Below are 20,766 nucleotides of genomic sequence, written 5' to 3' on the forward strand. Positions count from 1 at the left end.
GGCCGCCGGCGCGGCGGAGCGGCGCCCTTGAAGACGTAATGAAAGTTCTCATCCGGGTGGCTTGGCCGGTGTCTGGGCTACCGGCTTTGGACTGCTAGGAGGGCTCGCATGGTTTCGGCTGGGGTGACGCAGCGGAAGCCTGTGTCGTCGTCGAGCATGTCGGCGGCTGCGTCGTTGAAGGTGGATGGGGTGCAGCGCAGGAACGGGCTGGTGAAGGCGCTGCCCTTGAGTTCGTAGCGGCCTGGTTCGGACTCGGTGGAGCACCATTCCCAGGTGTTGCCGCACATGTCGTAGACGCCGTAGGGGCTTACGCCGCTGGCGTAGCAGTCGACGGGGGTGGTGCTGCGCTTGCCGCCCTCGCGGCAGTTGCACTTGGCCGGGGTCCGCTGGTTGCCCCAGGGGTAGATGTCGCCTCGGGTGCCTCGGGCGGCCTTCTCCCATTGCTTGCTCGTCGGCAGGCTCTTGGCTGACCACTGCGCATAGGCGTTGGCGTCGTGCCAGGTGACGAAGACCACGGGGTGGTCTGACAGCGTCGCGGGCATCTCGCCGTTCTCCCAGTGCTGCGGCGGCTTGGCGTCGGTCGCTGAGAGGAACCGGGCGTAGTCGACGTTGGTGGTCGGGAACACGTCGATGTAGAACGCGGGCACGTAGGCAGGTTCGTTGTCCGGGCCTGCGAAGTAGACGCCGGCGGGGACGAGGGTCATGAGCTTGCCGTCTACGGGGTGCCTGACTTGGTCTTCGTCCCCGACGGGGATGGACTCTTCAGACTCAGGCTGTGCTGACTGCTCGGAGGTCACGCCCGGATCTTGCGGGGACGCGGGCGACGGAGTCAAGCCGACCATCTCGGCGAAGCGCGTCTGAACCTCGATGCTGGCTGCCGCAAGGATGTCGTCAAGGGCTTGCTGGTTTACCGGGCGCGGGATCATCTTCTCGCCGCCCTTCTCCCACTTGGCTATCAGGCGCTCGCTAACACCGACCTCTGCGGCGAAGTCTCTCTGACTGGCTCGTTTGGCCTCACGCAGTGCACGGGCTTCCAGGCCGGACCAACGCTGAACTGTGGGGGGCATCTCGTGAGTCTCCGTGGGTGCGCTCAGACGGCTTCGGCGGGGATCTCTTCGTACTCCTTGCGGAGCGTCTCCAGGATCGGATGCTCGCCGGGAAACTCGACGTCGTTGATGGCCGTTATCGCACGCACGCCGATGGCGGTGTTGGTGGCGAATGCTGCTTCCATGCGCGGGAGGTCAGAGATGTTGACCGGTGCGAGGGACGTCGCCTCGTGGACCTGCTGGATCAGGCGCATCGTGACGCCGAGCAGAATCTCGGCGTTGGGCCATACGACCTGGTGACCGTCGAAGAATCCGACGTTCCACGTGGCGCCCTCAGACACGAATGAGTCGGCATCGGTGAACAGGCAGTCGTCGAATCCGTCGAGCTGGGCGTTGCGGCGGTGCCAGAGTGCACCGAACAAGCCCACATGCTTGACCTCGGGCAGATCCCTCACGTAGGTGGCGGTCTGCACGCGCAAGGGCGATGCTGGAAGTGACCCTGCGGGGCGCGTGGTGACGAGCACGTTGGGTTCGGCCGGGCCGCCGGGGCGCCCCAGTTCGAGGGCCGGGTCAAAGACCGTCACGCGAACGACGAACGCTCCTTCTCGTCCTGAGATGGCCTGGCGAACGTACTCGCGCACCTGGTCCCTGTTCAGGTCGGCGCCGAAGAGGGTCCGGCAGTCACGAACGAGGCGCTCAATGTGGTGCGAATAGCCACGTATCCCCTGATTCTCCACGCGCATAGAGGTGAAGTGTCCATAGTTCACCAGGGCGAGAGCCTTGAGTTCGTCCTGACTGACTGGTGCACCGTTCAGTTCGGCCATGGCCTTGAGTCTGTCAGCACCGATTGCCTGATCACAGGGGTGGGTGCAGTGAAAGTTCAGTGCTGAGGCAGTGCCAGGACATTGGTAAGGGCGCTGCGGGTGAGCAAGCTCGGACTATGACCAGCTCACCGCGCTCAGACACCAACGTTGTGAAACTTGTGCGCCCTCGCACCGTCAACCAGGTGGGAACGAGGCCCATCAGTCTGACCGAAGAGGAACGCCAGCTTCTCCTAGAGCAGCTTGCCGAGGTCACGGCAGAGCTGCATGAGCTTCAACACCGGACGGTCGATCTCGCTGCTCGGATCCTCGGTCCGACCTACGCGGAGCAACCCCGGTCAGCGTGAGAAGCGGCGGGGCCGGTGACGAGTAGGCGGCCAGTCTCCCGGCTCGGGTCCCCGTGCGGGCTGTGAGGAGGACGGCTACACCCCGCATCACCGGTCCCGCCCCCGGCCCTGGAGGAACGGATGAAGAAGACGGCGGACCTGGGGCGTGCAGCTCGCAAGGCCAAGGATCTGGCGGATCGCCGCACCCTGGACGAGCTACAGGCGGAGTTCTCTGGCTGGAAGATCTGGCGCTCTCGGCGAAGCAGCGATGGCCGTCCGGGTGAATGGCTCGCGACGCTCCATGACCCAGAGGTCGGGGTCTCTCCCACGCTCATGGAGCGCACTTCGGACGACCTGCGGGCGGCGCTGGTGAAAGAGGCGGGCTTGCACAGTCCCCTAGGCGAACGCACGCGCACATGCGCCTGTGAGCTTTCCCGAACAGACGGACGACGATCAGGAATCAACATGAGCTTTGAGCGCAGACGAGGAACGACGGCTGATGCACCGGCAGTCACCAACCCTCGACGGCAGCACCTGGAAGCGCTGTGCCTGAGAATCAACGCGCATCCGAAGTTGGCTGCTGGCCTGGTGGAGCAGTACGGCGTCGCACTCGTGAACGTGACCTATGTCGGCGCGGCCGGCGGGCGCGGCCTGACTCAGAACATCGGCTGCGATCGGCTCGGTGAGACCTGGTGGTTCATCTGGGCGAACGACGGCATGAGGATCGCCCCGGTCTCGGCCTCTGGCGCGGCGGTCGTCGAGATCGCTTACGAGATGGGGGCTGACTCGTGAGCGGCCTTCTCCCAATGGCGCTGACACTGACCGGCTATGGGGCGGCCTGCCTGGTGTTCGGGCTGGTCTGGGGCTTCCTGCTGGGCGGCGGCTGACATGGAGCCAGCAACATGACGAGGTCAGCCCGGCACAGGAGAGCACAGGGATCTAGGCGCCGGAGCGCAGAGCCACCGCAGAGCCTTGATGGGACGCTCGCACTTCTGTGCGGCATCTCCAAAGGCATACAGGGCCTGAACCCATCGAGCGGGTTCCCCTTCTTGCATCTCTTCGCCGTGCCGTACTCACCCGCCGAAGCCCGCCATGCAAGGAAGTTGATGGCGCGTTACCTGGCCGTCCCCGGGATGCTGGTGGGCACGGTGAACCGGCATCCGGACCTGGATCGGCTGCCCTTCGCGGTGGACTTGGTCGGCTTGGACAGGATCGTGTTCACCCTGGAGGGGCACCGCTTCGAACGCCGGTCTCATCCGCGCTGGGTCGAGTTCGCCCGCGAAACCGGGGCCTGCTGCCTGGAAGTCATCGGCCGTCCCTGGCCCTGGGAGTACGAACTGCGACACGACCTCAGGTACACCGATCCGTTCCTCAACGATCCCGAGACTCGACCTCGCGCTGGGGTCGTCATCCCGATCCCTCGGCCGTGAGCGGCGGCGAGATGAGGGCCGCGGCTTCCCTCTTCGCTGACACGGTCGGGGTCGGCCGATGGCCGTAGGCCACCCCGAAGGGGCGACCGAAGGGAGTCAGCCGGCGCCGTTGCGGCAATTCCGTCTCAAGCGTCATCGCGCCTAGAAGCCGCTGCCCGGCCCGGAACAGCGCTACGAACCCTTCGTACGCTCGTCGATCTCGTCGAGCCGCTTGGAGAGACGGCGAACCTGGGTCCGTATGTCTTGCAGGTGCGAGAAGAGGAGGTTGAACTCCTCGCTTCGTTCCTGCGGGCCGCCTGTCTCGGCACCTACGTCCCCTGGCGTGGCGATCACCGTCGCCCCTCGGGCTCCCTGGCGCGTCATCACTAGACCCTCTTCCTTGAGCACCGCGATCGCGTTGCTCACGGTCATCCCGGAGACGCCGTACTGGTCGGCGATCTGACCGGCCGGAGGAAGCGTCTCCCCCACCGGATACCGTCCCGTTGCGATCTCCTCCCGCAAGCCATCAGCGATGCGGACGTACGGCTTGCGTCGGTCAACCGGGCCTTTTCCCATGTCAGCCAGTGTACGCCCGCTCCTAGGTCTCTAGGTACCTGAGGAAATTATCGGCCACTCGCTTGACTTCACAACATACCTAGGTATCTTTGTATGTAGGCAAGGAACCTCGACCCCTGGAGGGGCAATGCGCAACATCCCCGTCGACACTTCGGCCCTGACCTTCGTGTGTGTCTCCCCGCCACGCCCCAAGTTGATCAACCAGGACACCGGCGAGATCAAGCGAGACAAGGAGGGCAACGACGTCTACCAGGTCGGTCTGTCGGCCGCCAACGAGATGGGCCGCGTCGACCTGGTGAACGTCGCTGTGACCGGTGACCCCGGTGTCACCATCGGCCAGATCGTCAACCCGGTCGGACTGGTCGGCTTCTATTGGGAGCAGACCATCAACGGCGAAAAGCGCGCGGGCGTCTCCTTCCGCGCCGAGCAGATCGTTCCGGCGACCGTTGCGGCGGCTGCCTGATGGACGTGCAGACCGGTTACCTGGTGCTCGGGGTCCTGGCCGCTGCGGCGGCCGGGCTCTGGGCCTGGCGCCACTGGCACCCGCTGTCGTTCTGGTACGGCATCGGCTACCCGCTCCGCGTCGTGCACGTCTACCTGACCTGGCGTGCGGTCACTTCAGGCTGCAAGCTCACCCGTAGCAAGCGCGCCTTCCGCGTCACCCTGGACGCTCTCCCGGTCGTCGGTCCGGCGGCGCGGTCAGCCGCGAACGTGGTGGAGTACAAACGGCGCGTCCGGCGCGTGGATGTCGAGCAGGCGCCACGGCTCGGGCTGGTGCTGCCGACGCCGTACGGGTGGCGGGTGCGGGTCAAGCTGCACGACGGGCAGATCCCCGACGACTACGCCAAAGCCGCCGAACGCCTCGCCCATGCCTGGCGTGTGCACGGTGTGCGGGTCCTGGCGCGCAAGCCGGGGAAGATCACGCTGCTGGCCACGCGCCGGGATCCGCTGGTGCACATTGCCCCGTCTGGTGGCTGGTCGGGGGAGCTGCTGGTGGTGCGGCTGGGCAACCTGGAGAACGGTGAACCGTGGGTGATCGACTTTCGGGCGGTGCCGCACTGGATCAACGTCGGCGCCACCCAATCGGGCAAATCCAACCTGTGCAACGCCATCATCAAAGAACTGGCGCCCCAGCCGGTCGCGCTGGTCGGGTTCGACCTCAAGGGCGGCGTGGAGTTCACCCCCTACGCGCCGCGCCTGTCGGCGCTGGCCACCAACCGCAAGGAATCGGTCGACCTGCTGGAAGACCTGCTCGGTGAGGTGCACAACCGGATGGCGCTGTGCCGCACCCACGGCGCCCGCAACGTCTGGAAGCTGCCCGAAGAGCTGCGGCCGATGCCGATCGTCGCGCTGGTGGACGAGGTTGCCGAACTGTTCCTCATGGCCGACAAGTCCGAGAAAGACGAGGTCGCGCGCACCGGAACGGCACTGCTGCGGATCGTGCAGCTCGGCCGCGCGTTCGCCGTCTACCTCATCATCTGCGGCCAGCGCATCGGCTCCGACCTCGGCCCCGGCGTCACTGCCCTGCGTGCACAGCTTTCCGGCCGCATCTGCCATCGAGTGAACGACCCCGAAACCGCCAACATGGCGCTCGGTGACCTCGACCCCGCCGCCCTCGACGCGGCCCGACTGATTCCCGCCGAAGCACCCGGCGTCGCCATCGCCGCCGGACAAGACGGCACTTGGCATCGCGCCCGGTCCGAGTACGTGAGCGAAGAGGCCGCCGAAGCCGCCGCCTACGCCTACGCCACGCTCGCCCCGGCCTGGGATGAGTTGATCGGCCGCGACCTCACCGCCGCCGCATAACCCCTCGCTTTCCTTCGGGCCTGGCGCCCCGTGATCGCGCCACGTCCCTACCCGACCCATGCCACAAACCGCCCTGGAGGCACTCGTGACCACCATCGTGATCGCGCTTCGTCCCCGTCCCGTCCTGCCGTCCTCGCCGTCCTCGCCGGTCGTTCCCGTCCCGGACGTGGAATGGGACGACTTCCGGGGACTGCACATCGCGCACTGCGCGCGCTGCACCGACACCTACACCTCTCCGCTGCTTCACCGCGCCGACTGGTGGGCCGACAGCCACCGCTGTGACCTAGAGCTGGTCGCGCTGCTCGACCAGACCACCTCTGGGCGGGCGGCATGACCCGCCGCCTTGCCGGGACGGTCGCTGACTCCGGGCCGGTCCTGGTGCTGGCCGCCATCGCGGCGGCTGGGTCGTTCACCCACATCCGTGACACCGCTGACGAGCACGGCCAGCACGGGTGGATGGCCTGGGCGATCGCGGTCTGCATCGACCTCACGTGTGTCATGGCCGCTCGCGAACGCCAACGAGACAAGCGCCTGGAACGTGAGACCGCACGGTTGTCGTGGCCGACGCTGGTCCTGGTCGGCGGCATCCTGCTCTCCCTGGCCGCCAACCTGGCCCAAGCCAACCCCACCGCTTGGGGCTGGATCACCGCCGCCACCCCCGCCGGCGCCTTCCTGGTCGCCGTCTCCATGCTCGAACGCCGCTCCACCCGGTCCGAACGGACTGAGTCGGAATCCGCGGTGCCCTCGGTCGCGATGGCGGCGCCGCCGTCCTTCGGCCACCACGCCGAGCCCGGCTCGTCCCGGCAGAAGCAGGACGGTCCTCGTCCTGAACTTCCCGCCGTCCCGGCCACCGGACGGCAGGACGAGCAGACCAGGTTGCCCGTCCCCGACTCCACGCCACCGTCCTCGGCGGGATCGACCCCGGCGCCTCAGCTCGTCGCCTTCGCGCGGCGCGTGGCCGACGAACACCAGACCAAGCACGGACGCCCCATCACCCGCGACACCCTGCGCGCGCGGCTCGGGGTGTCCAACCAGCTTGCCTCTGACCTGCTGCGCCACGTCCGCACCGACACCGCCGCCTGACCCAAGGAGAGACCCCCATGACCAACCCCACCACCCCCAACCGCCCCGTCGTCCCCGGCGACCTGTTCGCCCGCCACCAGATCATCAACGGCCTGGTCGACCTGGCCGCCTTCCTGGAAGCCAACCCCCAAGTCCCGGTCGACGAGTACGGCGAGAACTTCACCGTCTACGTGCGCAACGACTGCGATGCCGCTGCCCGTACCGAGGTAGACCGGCTGGCCGCGCTGCTCGGCGTGCCGGTCGAAGACGACACCGCGCGCGATGGCCACTACACCGCGACCAAACGATTCGGCCGCATCCGCTACCGGGTCGTCCACATCCCCACCCGCGCCAAGCAACGCCACGACGCCGTGTACAGCTACGCCAGAAACATCCAGGTCGACGGCCCGGCGGAGGGGCGGGCCGCCTGATGACCACTCAAACCTTCGCGTGGCGGCTGCGGTGCCGAGTGTGCAACGCCTCCGCTGACACCAACTGGACGGTCATGCTGGCCCGCCGCGTCGGCCCGTCCTGCGCCGAGTGCGGGTCGGCTGAGGTCACCGCCCAAGAGACCGGAACCGGGGTGTCGGTGGCGTTCCCCCGGCCGCTGGTCCCGCCGGTGGAGTGGTGGCAGTGCTGCAACTGCGGTGGCGGCGGCCTGGACTCCTACGGCGACACCTGCCCCCACTGCAACGGCTACGGCAACTGCTGACCCGAGGAACTGCGATGCGCCGCTACTGCCTGCTCGCCTGCTTCTGGATCGTCCTGTTCCTGTTCCTGCTCCGCCACCCCACCGCCGCCGCCACCACCGTCAATGCCATCTTCGACGGCCTGACCCTCATCGCCGACGCCCTCGCCGCGTTCGCCTCCGCCCTCTGACGCCACCGCCAAGAGCCCGCCCCGCCGTGGTCGCACACCAGCCCTCGCTTGCGGCCACGTCGGGTCGCACCCCAGAAACCACCTCCGAGCAAAGGAGACCTGTCGACCGTGTCGAGCACCCTGGTAACTCCAGAAGACGCCCGCCTGATGGCGGGCATCCTGGGCCGCTTTGACTTCGACCAGTGGGCCGCCCGTGCCCGCGCCACCGGAGGATGCGCGCAACCGGTCTACCTCAAGGGCACCGTCGACCACGTTCACGCCACCACCGGCGAAAGCCTGCACCACTACACCACCGACTCCGAGCCAGACGGCGCGCTACCGGTCGCATGCAAGACCCGCCGGGCCTCCCGCTGCCCGGCCTGCGCCGAGATCTACCGCGCCGACACCTACCAACTCATCCGCGCGGGCCTGGTCGGCGGCAAAAACGTCCCCGACACCGTCACCGCCCATCCGGCCGCATTCGTCACCCTCACCGCACCCTCCTTCGGCCCCGTCCACACCCGCCGCATCAAAGACGGACGCATCCAGCCCTGCCACCCCCGCCGCGACGCCACCGCCTGCCCACACGGCGTCACGCCCTCCTGCACCACCCGGCACACCACAGATGACCCCCGCCTCGGCGAACCGCTGTGCGCCGACTGCTACGACTACACCGGCTCGGTGCTGTTCAACGCCCTGGCGCCAGAGCTATGGCGGCGCTTCACCCTGGCACTTCGCCGCCACCTGGCGCGCGCCGCCGGACTCACACAGCAAGAGTTCCGGGACGCGCTGACGGTGTCGTTCGCCAAGGTCGCCGAATACCAGCGACGCGGCGTCGTGCACTTCCACGCCGTCATCCGCTTCGACGGCCCGGACGGGCCTACCTCCCCGCCACCCGCATGGGCGACCTTCGACCTTCTGCAGGACGCCGTCCGCCACGCGGCCGGAGCGGTCTCGATCACCTCACCTGGCGCCCCTGACGCGCCTGCCCGCGCGCTGGACTGGGGCGCTCAGGTCGACGTACGCGCCATCACCACCTCCGGCGACCTCACCGAGACGGCGGTCGCGGGCTACATCGCCAAGTACGCCACCAAAGCCACCGAATGCCTGGGCACCCTGGACCGCCGCATCACGCCGAGCGAAGACCTTGAACGGCTGCCAGTCACCGGACACGCCCGGCGACTCATGCTGACCTGCTTGCGACTCGGCGCACTGGAAGAGCTGGCCGAACTGCGGCTCACCGCCTGGGCTCACATGCTCGGCTTCCGGGGCCACTTCTCCACCAAATCCCGCCGCTACTCCACCACCCTCGGCGCGCTCCGCCAAGCCCGCATCGACTACATCCGCCAGCAACAACCCGGCTGGCAACCACCAGGCGACATCGACCCCGCCCAAGTCCACGTCGTCGCCGAATGGCGCTTCCACGGCCAAGGACTCACCCGCGCCGAAGCACTCGTCACCGCCGCCCTTACCGGCAGACAACTCCCCGCGCCCGACTCCACCCGCGTCGGCGCCAAGTTCCCCGACTCGCTGTGACCTCGGACGAAAGGTCTCGATGACCCCTCTCCTGCTCACGGTTGACGAGGCCGCCGAAAGGCTCCGCGTGAGCCGGTGGTCCCTCTACAACCTCATCCGCTCCAACCAGCTCCGGACGGTCAAGATCGGCCGTCGTCGTCTCGTACCTGTCGCCGCACTTGATGAATGCCTCGAACTGCTCTCGGAGGTTGCCGCCTGATGGCCGTCGTTGCTCTCGCCTTCCCCGAGGAACCGGAAGACCCGAAAGACGCCAAGCCCCGTCGCTCCCGCTCGCGCAAGCGAGCTAACGGGGAAGGAACGATCTACCAGCGCAAGGACGGCAGGTACGAGGGTGCAGCCTTCGTGCCCACCACGGCAGGCACCTTGAAGCGTGTCCGGGTGTACGGGCGCACCCATGCGGAAGTCCGCACGAAGCTGACGAAGGTCCTGGAGCAAGCCGACCAGGGCATCCCGGTCGCTGCGGAGAGCTGGACCATCGCTCAGTACCTCACGTACTGGCTGGAACACGTGGTCCGTCCCGAACGAAAGCCCAAAACGGTCCAGGGGTACGAGAGCGTGATCCGGCTCTACCTCATCCCTGAACTGGGCACCAAGAGGCTCGGCAAGCTTGCTGCACGTGACGTGAGGGCCTTCGTCTCCCGCGTCCGTGCGCAATGCCTGTGCTGCAAGCACGGGGTGGACGCTGCCCGCGACGTTCCGCGCTGCTGTGCTCGCAAAGGCGGGGAGTGCTGCGAGTCGCTCATGTCCATCCGCATGGTCCAGTCGATCCACGCCGTACTCCGCAACGCCCTGGAATCGGCCGTCCGAGAGGAAGTCGTGCCCCGCAATGTTGCCAAGCTGGTCAAGGTCTCCACACCTAAGTACCGGGTCAACCGGGGCCTCTCGGTCGACCAGGCGCGCGCAGTCCTCCAGGCCGCTAAGGACGAACGCCTCCACGCGCTGTACGTCCTGGCGCTCTGCCTCGGCCTCCGCCGTGGCGAACTGCTTGGCCTCCGCTGGGACGACGTCACCCTTGTGACATGCCGAGCCTGTGCGGGGGAGGGCGGCGAGATCGACGGCCCCGACTGCGAGAGATGCTCTGGCCTCGGAGTTGAAAGCGGCACTCTGGAAGTCGTCCAGACGCTCCAGCGGGTCGGCGGAGGTCTCCAGTTCGTCCGGCCGAAGACCGTCGACTCAGAACGCACCGTCCCGTTGCCGGCGCTCTGCATCGCCGCCCTGGCCGAACACCGTGCCCGGCAAGCGGAGGAGCAGGCGGACGCGTGGCCGAACTGGCAAGATCACAGCCTCGTCTTCCCGTCACGCCTCGGCACGCCCATGGAACCGGACAACCTGCGCCGTAGCTGGGGCCGGGTACGCGAAGCGGCTGGGCTGGAGGCGGTCCGGTTCCATGACATCCGGCACACCTGCGTGTCGCTGCTCCTGCACCTGGGCGTGGCTCCCGATGTCGTCCGGGAGATCGTCGGGCACTCGGACATTGAGGTCACGATGACGATCTACGCCCACACGTCGCTTGAGGAGAAGCGGGCAGCGCTCGGGAAGCTGGGGGATGCCCTCGGCTGAGGTCGTTGCCCGACGTTGCCGTCAGGGTTGCCGTCAAAAGGCCCCGGAGCATGAATGCTTCGGGGCCTTTTGGCTGCTTGGAGAGGTGGGCAGGGGCGGGGTCGAACCGCCGACCTTCCGCTTTTCAGGCGGACGCTCGTACCGACTGAGCTACCTGCCCATGACGCGCGTGCGCGCCTGGCGGTCCTGACGGGATTTGAACCCGCGGCCTCCACCTTGACAGGGTGGCGAGCACTCCTAACTGCTCCACAGGACCTTGCTGGTTAGAGCTTAGCTGCTCTGGGGGTGTCTCCTGACCGGCTGGGCCGTTCTTGGCGACGTCCGAGAGCATACGCGATGGCTGAGGTGGGCGCCAACTTGATTCGGGGGTGGGGGCGTGGAGGGTGGCTGGCTGGCATGAGGGGTGGTTGGGGGTGTTTTTCGCTTTTGGGGTGGAAGTTTCTACCATGGCCGAGGTCGCGCTACCCGCGTGATCCGGCAGTGGAACGCTGTCCCGATCGGACGGCGTGGGACGTGAAAGGCGTTTATGTCTGAGGGGTATCAGCGGGGGCTCGGCACCCGGCAGATCCAGATGCTGGCCATCGGCGGGACGATCGGCACCGGGTTGTTCCTCGGGGCGGGGAAGAACATCGCGAAGGCGGGTCCCAGCCTGATCCTGACGTACGCGGTGGCGGGGTTGATGCTCTTCTTCGTCATGCGGGCGTTGGGGGAGCTGCTGACGTACCGCAGGGCCGAGGGTGGGTTCGCGGGGTACGCCCGGGAGTTCCTGGGGCCGTTCTGGGGCTACGCCACGACGTGGACGTACTGGATCATCTGGGTGACGACCGGGATGGCGGAGCTGACGGCGGCGGGGCTCTACATCCAGAAGTGGTGGCCCGGGATCGAGCAGTGGCAGACCGCTCTGGTCGCGCTGGTGGTTCTGTTCGTGGTGAATCTGATCTCGGTGAAGCTCTTCGGTGAGCTGGAGTTCTGGTTCGCCATGATCAAGGTTGCCGCGATCGTGATGATGATCTTGGTCGGGGTGGCGGTGCTGGCGTTCGGGTTCGGGGACGCGGGCGAGACCGCCAAGGTGAGCAACCTGTGGTCGGACGGCGGGTTCTTCCCTGAGGGCGTCAGCCCGACGTTGATGACTCTCCAGATGGTGCTTTTTGCTTATCTGGGCGTGGAGTTGGTGGGGGTCACGGCCAGTGAGGCCAGGGATCCGGAAAAGAATATCCCCAAGGCCATCAACGCGTTGCCGGTGCGGTTCGGGCTGTTTTACCTGGGGTCGCTGCTGGTGATTTTGTCGGTGGTGCCTTGGGGCGAGTTCATGGGCGGGGCCAGCCCGTTCGTGCTGGCGTTCGACAAGATCGGCATCCCGGGCGGCGCGGACATCGTCAACTTCGTGGTGCTCACCGCGGCGCTGTCCTCGTGCAACGCGGGCGGTCTCTACTCGACGTCGCGGATGTTGCGGACGGCGGGTGTGAACGGGGACGGGCCGAAGGCGCTGGGTCGGCTGAACGGGCGGGGTGTGCCGGTGCTCACGGTTGTCATTTCGGCGTTGGTGATGGGCATCGGTGTGGTGGTGAACGCGATCGTGCCGGAGAAGGCGTTCGAGTACATCACCTCGGTCTCTACCGGCGGTGCCATCCTGGTCTGGGCGATCATCGTGATCTCGCACCTGGTCTACCGGCGCAAGGTACGGGCAGGGGAGATCCAGGGGTCGGCCTATCGCATGCCTGGCGCCCCGTACACCAACTGGCTTGTGCTTGGTTTCTTCGCGTTCGTCACGGTGACGATCGCCTGGGAGCACGACACGCGGATCGCGCTGTATGTGATGGCCGGCTGGATGGCGCTCATCGTGATCGGCTGGCTGTTGCTCGGTGGTTTCGGCCGGAAGGCGGAGAGCTCTGCGGGTGAACGCGCTGTGCAGCGTTGAGAAGGGCGCCCCGTCTGGGCGCCCTTTCTCGGTGGCCCGGGCAGGGCGTCCTTCTCGGCGGGGTGGCCTTCTCGGTCAGGCGGTCAGGCGGCCGGCTTGGAGTTCCGCGCGGGTGCCGGTGAAGGTGGTGCGGAAACGTCGGTCATGTGAGACCACCAGTAGCGATCCCTTGTACGAGTCGAGGGCCTCTTCGAGTTCCTCGATCAGGGCCAGGGAGAGGTGGTTGGTGGGCTCGTCCAGGATGAGGAGATCCGCTGGACGGGTGACCAGGCGGGCCAGCTCTAGGCGGCGACGCTGCCCGGCCGACAGCGCCGAGACTGGACGGGAGAGGTCCTCTTCGCGGAAGAGCCCCAGTTTGAGGAGGGTGTCGGCGTGGTCGGCGGGTGTGCCTGGGAGCCCTTCGGCGAAGAGCGTCAGCACGGTGCGCCGGGGTTTTTCGGTCGGTAGTTCCTGGCGTAGGTAGCCGATTCGCTTCGGGCGCTTCACTGTGCCGTGATCTTGGGCCAGGTCCCCGGCCAGAACGCGCAGGAGTGTGGTCTTGCCTGCGCCGTTCGGGCCGGTGAGGAGCATGCGTTCGCCTGGCGAGAGCTTGAACTCCTCGATGTCCAGCCGCCCGGAGACCTTGACGTCGGTCAGCTCGGCGGTGAGGCCGTTGCCTTCGATGTGCGCGGTGAAGCGGAGGGGATCTGGTGGACGCGGTACGGGGTTGTCGTGGAGGCGTTGCAGGCGTTCGCGGGCGTTGCGGATCAGCGCGGACACGCCGCCTTCGTGGGAGCGGCGGTGGCGGCCTGACATGCGCTGTTCCCGAGTGACCGGGCCTAGCGAGGTGAGGCGTTCGGCGCCGGACTCGGCCAGCGCGGTCTGCCGGTCGATCTCACTGAGCCAATCCGCGTACTCCTGTTCCCAGCGCCGCCGGGCGGCGGCCTTGCGGGTCAGGTAGCCGGTCCAGCCGTCGCCGTAGCGGGTGACCGTACGCCGGTCCCGGTCGACTTCGAGGATCGCCGTCGCGAAGGCTTCGAGGAACGCCCGGTCATGCGTCACGGTCACGACGGTGCCTCGGTGTGCCCGAAGCTGCCCTTCGAGCCACGTCACTGCCTGCTCGTCGAGGTGGTTGGTCGGCTCGTCCAGTAGCAGGAGCTCGGGCGAGGCAGCCAGAACGCAGGACAGCCCTAGCCGTGACTGCTCGCCGCCAGACAGGCTGCCCAGCACCCGATCGCGGGTGATGTGCGCCAGCCCGAGGCCGTGCATCGCTGCGTCGACGCGGGCGTCAGCCTCGTAGCCGCCGCGCGCCTCGTACGTCGTGAGCAGGTCGCCGTAGGCGGTGAGCTCCTCCGGGGACGCGTCGGCCAAGGTGACCTCCGCCTCCCGCATACGCCGTTCGAGGTCGCGCAGGTCGGCGAGGGCGTGGTCGATCGCGTCGGCCACGGTCAGCTCGGGCGCCAGGTCGAGCGTCTGCCCGAGGTGGCCCACGCCGCCCGCGGCCATGACGGTGATCTCCCCGGCGTCGGGTCGCTCCTCGCCGGCGAGCATGCGGAGCAGCGTGGACTTACCGGAACCGTTCTCCCCGATGACGCCGATCTTTTCGCCGCTGCGTACGGAGAACGAGACCTGTTCGAGCACGGGACGGCCCTCGTACGCCTTCGCGACGTCCTTGAGGCTGAGCTGTGAGGTTTCGGTGTGAGGTGGGCGGTGGCGGGTCATGGTGTCGACCTCCAGATGCTTACTCCTGGCCGCCTCCGGACTCGGGCGGTGCGGAGGGGAGGGCGCAGTGCGCATGGCAGCAGCGCCAGGCAGGGCCAGAGGCAGGCCGGGCAGGGCCAGAGGCGGCGCCAGGCAGGCCGGGCAGGGCCAGAAGCAGCGCCAGGCAGCGCCGGGCAGGGCAGCGCCGGGTACGGCCGGGTACGGCCAGGAAGGGGTTGATCGGGACTGGTCCCGCTCACCGGGGTGCCATGCGGCGGCGCGTGTCCGTATGCGTCATGTGGCGCGGTACGGGTGGCGCCGCCTGGGCGTACGCACGCTGCTCGAACAGAGGCGACGAACGCGTCTGCTCAGGAGGTGCGGATCAAGGAACGAGGTTCCGGCAGCGGGAGGCGAAGGGGGCGCGACACGTGCGTGGGCATGCTCGACCGCGCCCGACGCGTGCGATCAGAACGCTGCGTCAGCGTGGGAGATCAGAGAAACCAGATCCCCACGGGACCGATGCCAGAACGACTCACGTGGGCGATTATAGCCGCAATCGTCCTCTACTCTCTGTGACGGTGGTCATATCACCAGGGAGTTCATGGGTTCGGCGGGTTTCGCGTCCTATCGTGAGATCGTCCTGTGTTGTGACCGGCGTGGTGTGACGGGCAAGGCGGTGACAGTGACGGGCAAGGCGGTGGCACGCAGTCTCAGTGCCCGGTTGGACACTCTCCCCGGCGTCCCGCGCACGATGCTCGAAGTCCGTGTGCGGTGGGTGCTCCTCTTCGTCGTTGGGGTCGCCAACATCGTCGGCGCGCTGGTGGTGCTGCTGTTCGCGTTGTTCGTGGTGCCCGACCCGCCGATGGGCGATGCCGAGCTGGCGCGTGCCCGTCTGGTCAACGTGATCGCGTTCTTCAGCTATCCGGTGTTCGCCGTCCCGGTGGCGCTGGTGCTCGGGTTCAGGCTGTGGCGTCCGGTCGTACGGCTCGTCCGCGAGGGCGGCACGCCGGACCGGCTGCAGCGGCGCGCCGTGCTGCTCGGGCCGCTCCGGGTGACGCTGGTGATGGGCGCCTTGTGGGCCCTCGGGGCCCTCGGCATCGCGGTTCTGGACCTCGCGATGTTCACCGTGCGGCTCGCGGTCAAGCTCGGCCTCACGTCCCTGCTCGGCGCGCTCACCACCTGCACGATCGTCTATCTGCTGTCCGAACGCCTGCTGCGCCCGGCCGCCGCGCTCGTCCTGGCCACCGAACACCCGCGCCGGATCAGGCTGCCCGGCGTCACGACGCGGGTGATGCTCGCCTGGGCCCTCGGCACGGCGATCCCGGTCTTCGGCCTGGTGTGCGTGGCCATCGGGGCCCTCGCCGCCGGAGGCATCGGCACCACCCAGCTGGCGATCACGATCCTGGGGCTGGGCGGCACGGCGCTGCTCGTCGGCATGGCGGTCACGTATCTGGCCACGCAGGCGATCGCCGACCCCATCAAGACCGTGCGCAAGGGCATGGCCATGGTCGAACGCGGCGATCTGGAGACCGAGATCGAGGTGTACGACGCCAGCGAGGTCGGGCAGCTCCAGTCCGGCTTCAACCACATGGTCGCCGGGCTGCGGGATCACGAACGGCTGCGCGACCTGTTCGGGCGGCATGTGGGCGAGGAGGTGGCGGGCCTCGCTTTGGAGAACGGCCACATCGAGCTGGGCGGCGAGACGCGTGAGGTGTCGGTGCTGTTCGTCGACCTCACGGGTTCGACGCGGCTGGCCGAGACGCACACGCCGGGCGAGGTGGTGACGTTGCTCAACCAGTTCTTCGGCGTCGTGGTCGAGACGGTCAACGGCCACGGCGGATGGATCAACAAGTTCGAGGGCGACGCGGCGCTCGCGATCTTTGGTGCGCCGACCGATCTGGACGACTCGGCCGGTGCCGCGCTGGGCGCCGCCCGCGAGCTGTCGTTCCGGTTGGGTACGGAGGTCCCGCAGGTGGACGCCGGGATCGGGGTCTCGGCCGGGCCCGTCGTCGCGGGCTACATCGGCGCCGAACAGCGCTTCGAGTACACGGTCATCGGCGATCCGGTGAACGAGGCCGCGCGCCTCAGCGACCTGGCGAAGGTGGCGCCGGGCCGCGTCCTCGCCTCGGGTACCGTGCTCGAACTCGCGCACCTCGCCGAGGCCGACGAGTGGGACCTCGGCAAGTCGGTGACCCTGCGCGGGCGGAGCCGTCCGACCCGGTTGGCCGCGCCGCGCCTGCCGCTGGTGCCCAAGGTCATCGAGGCCGCCGCCGCCGACGGCGAACGCATCCGGCGGCGGTTCCCGAGACCGCGCGTCCGCAGGCGCCTGCGCCGTGCGATCGGCGCAGGGACCAAGGCGTCACCCGAGCCGGCGGATTCCGCGCCCGACCTGCCCGACGTATAAGGTCACCGACCGTACACGGCCTGCCATCGAGTTGTTACTTCACCTTCATCTGCGGCCTCAAGGCTTGGGAGGGACAATCCCCCTGCCTGTTCGAGGTGACCATGTTCCGTCGGCTCGGTCTTCCCCTCGCCGCCGCCGTGACCGCCACGACCATCACACTCCCGACCGCGGACGCCGCTCCCGCCCACGCCCCCACCACGCCCGCCGCCCCGGCGAAGCCCACCAAGGCCACTCAGACCGCGAAGGCGGCGCGTAAGGTCGCCAACATCGCGCACCGCGGTGCTTCCGCCGCCGCTCCCGAGAACACGATCGTCGCGTTCAAACTGGCCCGCAAGAAGCGCGCCGACCTGTTCGAGATCGACGTGCAGCAGACCAAGGACCGCAAGCTCGTCCTCATGCACGACACCACGCTGGCCCGCACCACCAATGTCGAGTCGGTGTTCCCTGGCCGGTCGCCGTGGCGGGTCTCCGACTTCACGCTGGCCGAGATCCGCAGGCTGGACGCCGGCTCGTGGTTCGGCTCCAGGTACCGGCGCGAGCGCGTGCCCACGCTCGACGAGACGCTGCGCGCCATGAAGCACAGCGGCCTCGGGCTGCTCCTGGAGATCAAGGCACCCGACCGCTATCCCGGGATCGAACGCCGCGTCGCCTCCGACCTGCGCCGCAACCCGTCGTGGCTGCGTCCCGACCCACGGGAACGGCGGCTCATCGTCCAGTCGTTCGACTTCGGCTCCGCGCGCCGCTTTAACCGGCTCCTCCCGAAGGTGCCGGTCGGGTTGCTCGGCAAACCGTCGGCCGCTCAGCTGCCCGCGCTCGCCCGGTGGGCTGACCAGGTCAACCCGCCGTACGCGGGCCTCACCGCCTCCTACGTGAAGAGCGTTCATCGCTACAAGATGGACGTCTTCGCCTGGACCGTGAACGACCCGGCGATGATGCGGCGCACGCTCAAGACGGGTGTGAACGGCGTCATCACCGACAAGCCCGACGTACTCGACCGGGTATTGCGCGAACGTTAGACCGGCGACACGACGGCGGGCCTTCCGGTAAGCGATCTCGGCGGTTAGCGTCGGGGCCATGAGCAGGGTGCACGACATGGGCGGGCAACTCGGCTTCGGCCCCGTACCGGTGGTCGTCGGCGGCGAACCCGGGTTCCACGCCGACTGGGAGGCCCGCGTCTTCGCGTTGAGCTCCGCGCTCCTGCGTGCCGGCGCGTACAACGTGGACGAGTTCCGGGACGCCATCGAACGGATTCCGCCGGAGACCTATCTGCGGACGTCCTACTACGAGCGCTGGCTCATGGCCATGGAAGGCCTGCTGGAGGCGAAGGGCCTTGCCTGACTCCGAGGCCCGATCCCGACCGCCCGTCCAGCAGCCCGGGCAGCAGGGCGTCCAGCGGCCCGCGCAGCAGGCCGCCGCGTTCGCGGTGGGCGACAAGGTCCGTGTGCGCGCCCTCGACCCCGAGCACCACACCAGGGCTCCGCGCTATGTGCGAGGCCAGTCAGGCGAGATCGTTCATTCGCACGGCGCCGCGCCGCTGCCGGACGACCGCGCGCGGGGGATCGATCCGCCCCGCGTGGAGCCGGTCTACGTCGTGCGGTTCGCGGCCCGCGACCTGTGGGGCGTCGGTGATCACACCGTCGCCGTCGACCTCTGGGAGTCCTACCTTGAGCCATGCTGAGGGCCACGCCGAGGGGCATGTCGACCTGCCGGTCGCGGCGCGGGTGCGCAGGCTGGAGGAACGCGTCGTCGCCGCGGGGCTGACGACCGACGCGGAGCTGGACGCGTTCCTCGCCAGGTTCCTCGAACGCGCCTCGCCCATGAACGGGGCACGGCTGGCGGCGCGTGCGTGGACCGACCCGGCGTTCAAGGAACGGATGCTCGCCGACGGGAACGCCGCCGTAGCCGAACTCGGGCTCGGCCCAGCCGACCCGGCCCGCCAGGCCTACCGCCTGATGGTCGTCGAGAACACCGGCACCACGCACAACGTGATCGTTTGCACGCTCTGCTCCTGCTACCCCGTAGCGCTGCTCGGCCCGTCCCCCTCCTGGTACAAGAGCCACGCCTACCGCGCCCGCGTGGTTCGCGAACCGCGGGCCGTGCTCGCCGAGTTCGGGCTGGAGTTGCCGGAGAGCACGCGGATCGCGGTCTGGGACTCCAGCTCGGAGGCGCGTTACCTGGTGCTGCCGCGCAGGCCGGAGGCCACCGCCGATCTGGACGAGGACGCCCTCGCCCGGCTGGTCACCCGCGAGGGACTCATTGGCACGGCACTCGTCTGACGCCTCGCGGGCGGCGATGCCGAACCGGTTCTTTGCCGTCTCCTGGTCGCTATGTGAGGACGTCGGGGTGCGGGCCTGCCCACCAGGTGGTTGTCTCGGCCACGGGAGGTCGAGTGGTCGGAGAACGGCGATGGTCCATACGGGTGCGCATGACCCTGACGGCCGGGGCCATCGCGGCCCTGGTGTGCTTCGGTGTCAGCCTCCTGGTGCTGCTCGGCGTCCGCGGCCAGGTGGAGGACTTCGAACGAGAGAAGACGATCTCCGCGGCCCTTGAGGTGGTGCACCTCATCAAGCGTGGCCGGCTGCCTCCCGTGCTGCCCCGGGACGAGACGGCCGCGCTCCAGGTCCTGAACGCCGAGGACCGGGTCCTCTCGTCGTCCGCCGAGATCAGGGGCCGTCCGCCGATCGCCTCGTTCAAGCCCACCGAGCAGAGCGTCTACGCGATCCGCAGGCTCTGCCCGCCGACCGGGCTGGAGGGCTGCATGAGCGTGGTGGCGTTCCGCGTCTACCAGATGGACGGCGACTGGACCGTCTACGCCGCCGACGACGTCATCCCCTGGTACGTCAGCTCGCACCTGGTCATCTTCCTGCTCTGCCTCTCGCTGCTCCTGGTGCTGATCACGATCGTCGGCTGCTGGCGGACGGTGGACCAGACCCTCGCCCCGGTGGAGGCGATCCGGGCGAAGCTCGCGGAGATCACCGCGACCGACTCCGGCCGCCGCGTGCCCGTGCCGCCCAACCGGGACGAGCTCAGGGCGCTCGCCGAAGCCGCGAACGCCACGCTCGACCGTCTCGACGCCGCGCTCGAACAGCAGCGCCGCTTCACCTCCGACGCCTCGCACGACCTGCGCAGCCCGATCACCGCCGCGCGCGCCCAGGTGGAGGACGCGCTGCTGCATCCCGACGACACCGACTGGCGCGAGGTGGGCGAGGCGGTGCTCGGCAGCCTCGACCGGCTCCAGGACATCGTCTCCGACCTGCTCGAACTGGCCAGGCTCGACGCCGGTGGGGCACGGGAGGGCACCGATCTGGTCGAGCTCGCCGACCTCGTCCGGGCCGAGCTGGCGCGATCGCCGCGTACCAAGACGCTCGACACCGATCTCGCACCGGGCGTGACGGTGCGCGGTGACCGGCTGCGGCTGGCGCGGCTGCTGACGAACCTGCTCGACAACGCCGAACGGCACGCGACGAGCCGCATCCAGATCGTCGTGCGGGCTGAGGGGGACTCGGCGGTCCTGGAGGTGATCGACGACGGCGCGGGCATCGCGCCCGGCGAGCGTGAGATCGTCTTCCAGCGTTTCACCCGGCTCGACGCCGCCCGCAACCGCGACGCGGGCGGTACGGGTCTCGGCCTCCCGATCGCCCGGCAGGTCGCCCGTGCCCACAACGGCACCCTCGTCATCGAGGACAGCGCCAGCGGTGCCCGTTTCGTCCTCCGCGTCCCGCGCGCCGGCTGAACCCGGCCACCGCCCCTTGACCGGCCACGAC

23 protein-coding genes and 2 tRNA genes are annotated in these 20,766 nt (G+C 68.4%); 19 read left to right on the forward strand and 6 right to left on the reverse strand.

The genetic code is table 11. The features are described from left to right. Window positions 1-77 precede the first annotated feature (77 nt). Window positions 78-1,067 (reverse strand): SUMF1/EgtB/PvdO family nonheme iron enzyme, encoded by a 990-nt coding sequence (locus ABD333_RS27935; RefSeq protein ID WP_344545483.1) that lies wholly within the window; start codon window positions 1,065-1,067, stop codon window positions 78-80. Window positions 1,068-1,090: 23 nt separating this feature from the next. Continuing rightward, window positions 1,091-1,870, reverse strand: a complete 780-nt coding sequence (locus ABD333_RS27940) for an aminotransferase class IV family protein (protein WP_344545484.1) — start codon at window positions 1,868-1,870, stop codon at window positions 1,091-1,093. Window positions 1,871-2,334: 464 nt separating this feature from the next. Between ABD333_RS27940 and ABD333_RS27945 the strand changes: the two genes are divergently transcribed. Then, a complete protein-coding gene (locus ABD333_RS27945) occupies window positions 2,335-2,985 on the forward strand; it encodes a hypothetical protein (protein WP_344545485.1) in 651 nt (216 codons plus the stop codon). A gap of 314 nt (window positions 2,986-3,299) precedes the next feature. Next, a complete protein-coding gene (locus ABD333_RS27950; RefSeq protein ID WP_344545486.1) occupies window positions 3,300-3,623 on the forward strand; it encodes a hypothetical protein in 324 nt (107 codons plus the stop codon). Window positions 3,624-3,794: 171 nt separating this feature from the next. Here ABD333_RS27950 and ABD333_RS27955 read toward each other — a convergent pair whose 3' ends face one another. Next, window positions 3,795-4,178: a GntR family transcriptional regulator gene (locus tag ABD333_RS27955; protein WP_344545487.1), complete on the reverse strand. Its 384-nt coding sequence runs from the start codon at window positions 4,176-4,178 to the stop codon at window positions 3,795-3,797. A 127-nt stretch (window positions 4,179-4,305) separates the two neighbouring features. Here ABD333_RS27955 and ABD333_RS27960 point away from each other — a divergent pair, with 127 nt between their 5' ends. The 10 genes from ABD333_RS27960 to ABD333_RS28005 all read left to right on the forward strand — a co-directional run bounded on the left by ABD333_RS27960 (window position 4,306) and on the right by ABD333_RS28005 (window position 11,000). After that, a complete protein-coding gene (locus ABD333_RS27960; RefSeq protein WP_344545488.1) occupies window positions 4,306-4,641 on the forward strand; it encodes an SCO3933 family regulatory protein in 336 nt (111 codons plus the stop codon). Then, complete coding sequence (locus tag ABD333_RS27965) at window positions 4,641-5,984, forward strand: FtsK/SpoIIIE domain-containing protein (RefSeq protein WP_344545489.1); 1,344 nt, start codon at window positions 4,641-4,643, stop codon at window positions 5,982-5,984. Before ABD333_RS27960 ends, ABD333_RS27965 begins: the two co-directional genes overlap by 1 nt. A gap of 85 nt (window positions 5,985-6,069) precedes the next feature. Continuing rightward, window positions 6,070-6,318 (forward strand): hypothetical protein, encoded by a 249-nt coding sequence (locus ABD333_RS27970; RefSeq protein ID WP_344545490.1) that lies wholly within the window; start codon window positions 6,070-6,072, stop codon window positions 6,316-6,318. After that, window positions 6,315-7,067, forward strand: a complete 753-nt coding sequence (locus ABD333_RS27975) for a DUF2637 domain-containing protein (RefSeq protein WP_344545491.1) — start codon at window positions 6,315-6,317, stop codon at window positions 7,065-7,067. The genes ABD333_RS27970 and ABD333_RS27975 overlap by 4 nt, the downstream gene beginning before the upstream one ends. A gap of 17 nt (window positions 7,068-7,084) precedes the next feature. Next, window positions 7,085-7,477, forward strand: coding sequence for a hypothetical protein (locus tag ABD333_RS27980; protein WP_344545492.1), 393 nt, complete (start codon window positions 7,085-7,087; stop codon window positions 7,475-7,477). Then, the gene (locus ABD333_RS27985) at window positions 7,477-7,758 is read left to right on the forward strand and encodes a hypothetical protein (protein ID WP_344545493.1); all 282 of its coding nucleotides are present in this window, start codon (window positions 7,477-7,479) and stop codon (window positions 7,756-7,758) included. The genes ABD333_RS27980 and ABD333_RS27985 overlap by 1 nt, the downstream gene beginning before the upstream one ends. Before the next feature lie 14 nt (window positions 7,759-7,772). Then, entirely contained in the window at window positions 7,773-7,925 is a 153-nt protein-coding gene (locus ABD333_RS27990) for a hypothetical protein (protein ID WP_344545494.1), read from the forward strand. Window positions 7,926-8,033: 108 nt separating this feature from the next. Further along, window positions 8,034-9,440, forward strand: coding sequence for a replication initiator (locus ABD333_RS27995; RefSeq protein WP_344545495.1), 1,407 nt, complete (start codon window positions 8,034-8,036; stop codon window positions 9,438-9,440). Between the two features lie 19 nt (window positions 9,441-9,459). Next, entirely contained in the window at window positions 9,460-9,639 is a 180-nt protein-coding gene (locus ABD333_RS28000; protein WP_344545496.1) for a helix-turn-helix domain-containing protein, read from the forward strand. Further along, complete coding sequence (locus ABD333_RS28005; RefSeq protein WP_344545497.1) at window positions 9,639-11,000, forward strand: tyrosine-type recombinase/integrase; 1,362 nt, start codon at window positions 9,639-9,641, stop codon at window positions 10,998-11,000. The genes ABD333_RS28000 and ABD333_RS28005 overlap by 1 nt, the downstream gene beginning before the upstream one ends. Before the next feature lie 86 nt (window positions 11,001-11,086). On the opposite strand, the gene ABD333_RS28010 is transcribed toward ABD333_RS28005, so the two are convergent. Together ABD333_RS28010 and ABD333_RS28015 are read right to left on the reverse strand one after the other, a co-directional pair. Then, a tRNA-Phe gene (locus tag ABD333_RS28010) sits at window positions 11,087-11,160 on the reverse strand. Window positions 11,161-11,178: 18 nt separating this feature from the next. Next, window positions 11,179-11,256 (reverse strand) — tRNA-Asp (locus ABD333_RS28015). 315 nt (window positions 11,257-11,571) lie between these two features. On the opposite strand from ABD333_RS28015, the gene ABD333_RS28020 reads away from it, so the two are divergent. Beyond that, on the forward strand, window positions 11,572-12,918 hold the full coding sequence (locus ABD333_RS28020; protein WP_344545836.1) for an amino acid permease: 1,347 nt from the start codon (window positions 11,572-11,574) through the stop codon (window positions 12,916-12,918). Between the two features lie 75 nt (window positions 12,919-12,993). Here ABD333_RS28020 and abc-f read toward each other — a convergent pair whose 3' ends face one another. Next, a complete protein-coding gene (abc-f, locus tag ABD333_RS28025; RefSeq protein ID WP_344545498.1) occupies window positions 12,994-14,619 on the reverse strand; it encodes a ribosomal protection-like ABC-F family protein in 1,626 nt (541 codons plus the stop codon). Between the two features lie 700 nt (window positions 14,620-15,319). Between abc-f and ABD333_RS28030 the strand changes: the two genes are divergently transcribed. The 6 genes from ABD333_RS28030 to ABD333_RS28055 all read left to right on the forward strand — a co-directional run bounded on the left by ABD333_RS28030 (window position 15,320) and on the right by ABD333_RS28055 (window position 20,735). Then, the gene (locus ABD333_RS28030) at window positions 15,320-17,002 is read left to right on the forward strand and encodes an adenylate/guanylate cyclase domain-containing protein (RefSeq protein ID WP_344545499.1); all 1,683 of its coding nucleotides are present in this window, start codon (window positions 15,320-15,322) and stop codon (window positions 17,000-17,002) included. 101 nt (window positions 17,003-17,103) lie between these two features. Then, on the forward strand, window positions 17,104-18,018 hold the full coding sequence (locus ABD333_RS28035; protein WP_344545500.1) for a glycerophosphodiester phosphodiesterase: 915 nt from the start codon (window positions 17,104-17,106) through the stop codon (window positions 18,016-18,018). Between the two features lie 58 nt (window positions 18,019-18,076). Continuing rightward, window positions 18,077-18,340, forward strand: a complete 264-nt coding sequence (locus ABD333_RS28040; protein ID WP_344545501.1) for a hypothetical protein — start codon at window positions 18,077-18,079, stop codon at window positions 18,338-18,340. Next, on the forward strand, window positions 18,333-18,680 hold the full coding sequence (locus tag ABD333_RS28045; protein ID WP_344545502.1) for an SH3-like domain-containing protein: 348 nt from the start codon (window positions 18,333-18,335) through the stop codon (window positions 18,678-18,680). Before ABD333_RS28040 ends, ABD333_RS28045 begins: the two co-directional genes overlap by 8 nt. Further along, the gene (locus ABD333_RS28050) at window positions 18,667-19,278 is read left to right on the forward strand and encodes a nitrile hydratase subunit alpha (protein WP_344545503.1); all 612 of its coding nucleotides are present in this window, start codon (window positions 18,667-18,669) and stop codon (window positions 19,276-19,278) included. The genes ABD333_RS28045 and ABD333_RS28050 overlap by 14 nt, the downstream gene beginning before the upstream one ends. A 149-nt stretch (window positions 19,279-19,427) precedes the next feature. Further along, on the forward strand, window positions 19,428-20,735 hold the full coding sequence (locus ABD333_RS28055; RefSeq protein ID WP_344545837.1) for a sensor histidine kinase: 1,308 nt from the start codon (window positions 19,428-19,430) through the stop codon (window positions 20,733-20,735). The last annotated feature ends 31 nt before the right edge of the window (window positions 20,736-20,766 follow it).

The sequence above is a fragment of the Actinomadura fulvescens genome (genome assembly GCF_039533225.1).
In the GTDB taxonomy this organism is placed as follows: domain Bacteria; phylum Actinomycetota; class Actinomycetes; order Streptosporangiales; family Streptosporangiaceae; genus Spirillospora; species Spirillospora fulvescens.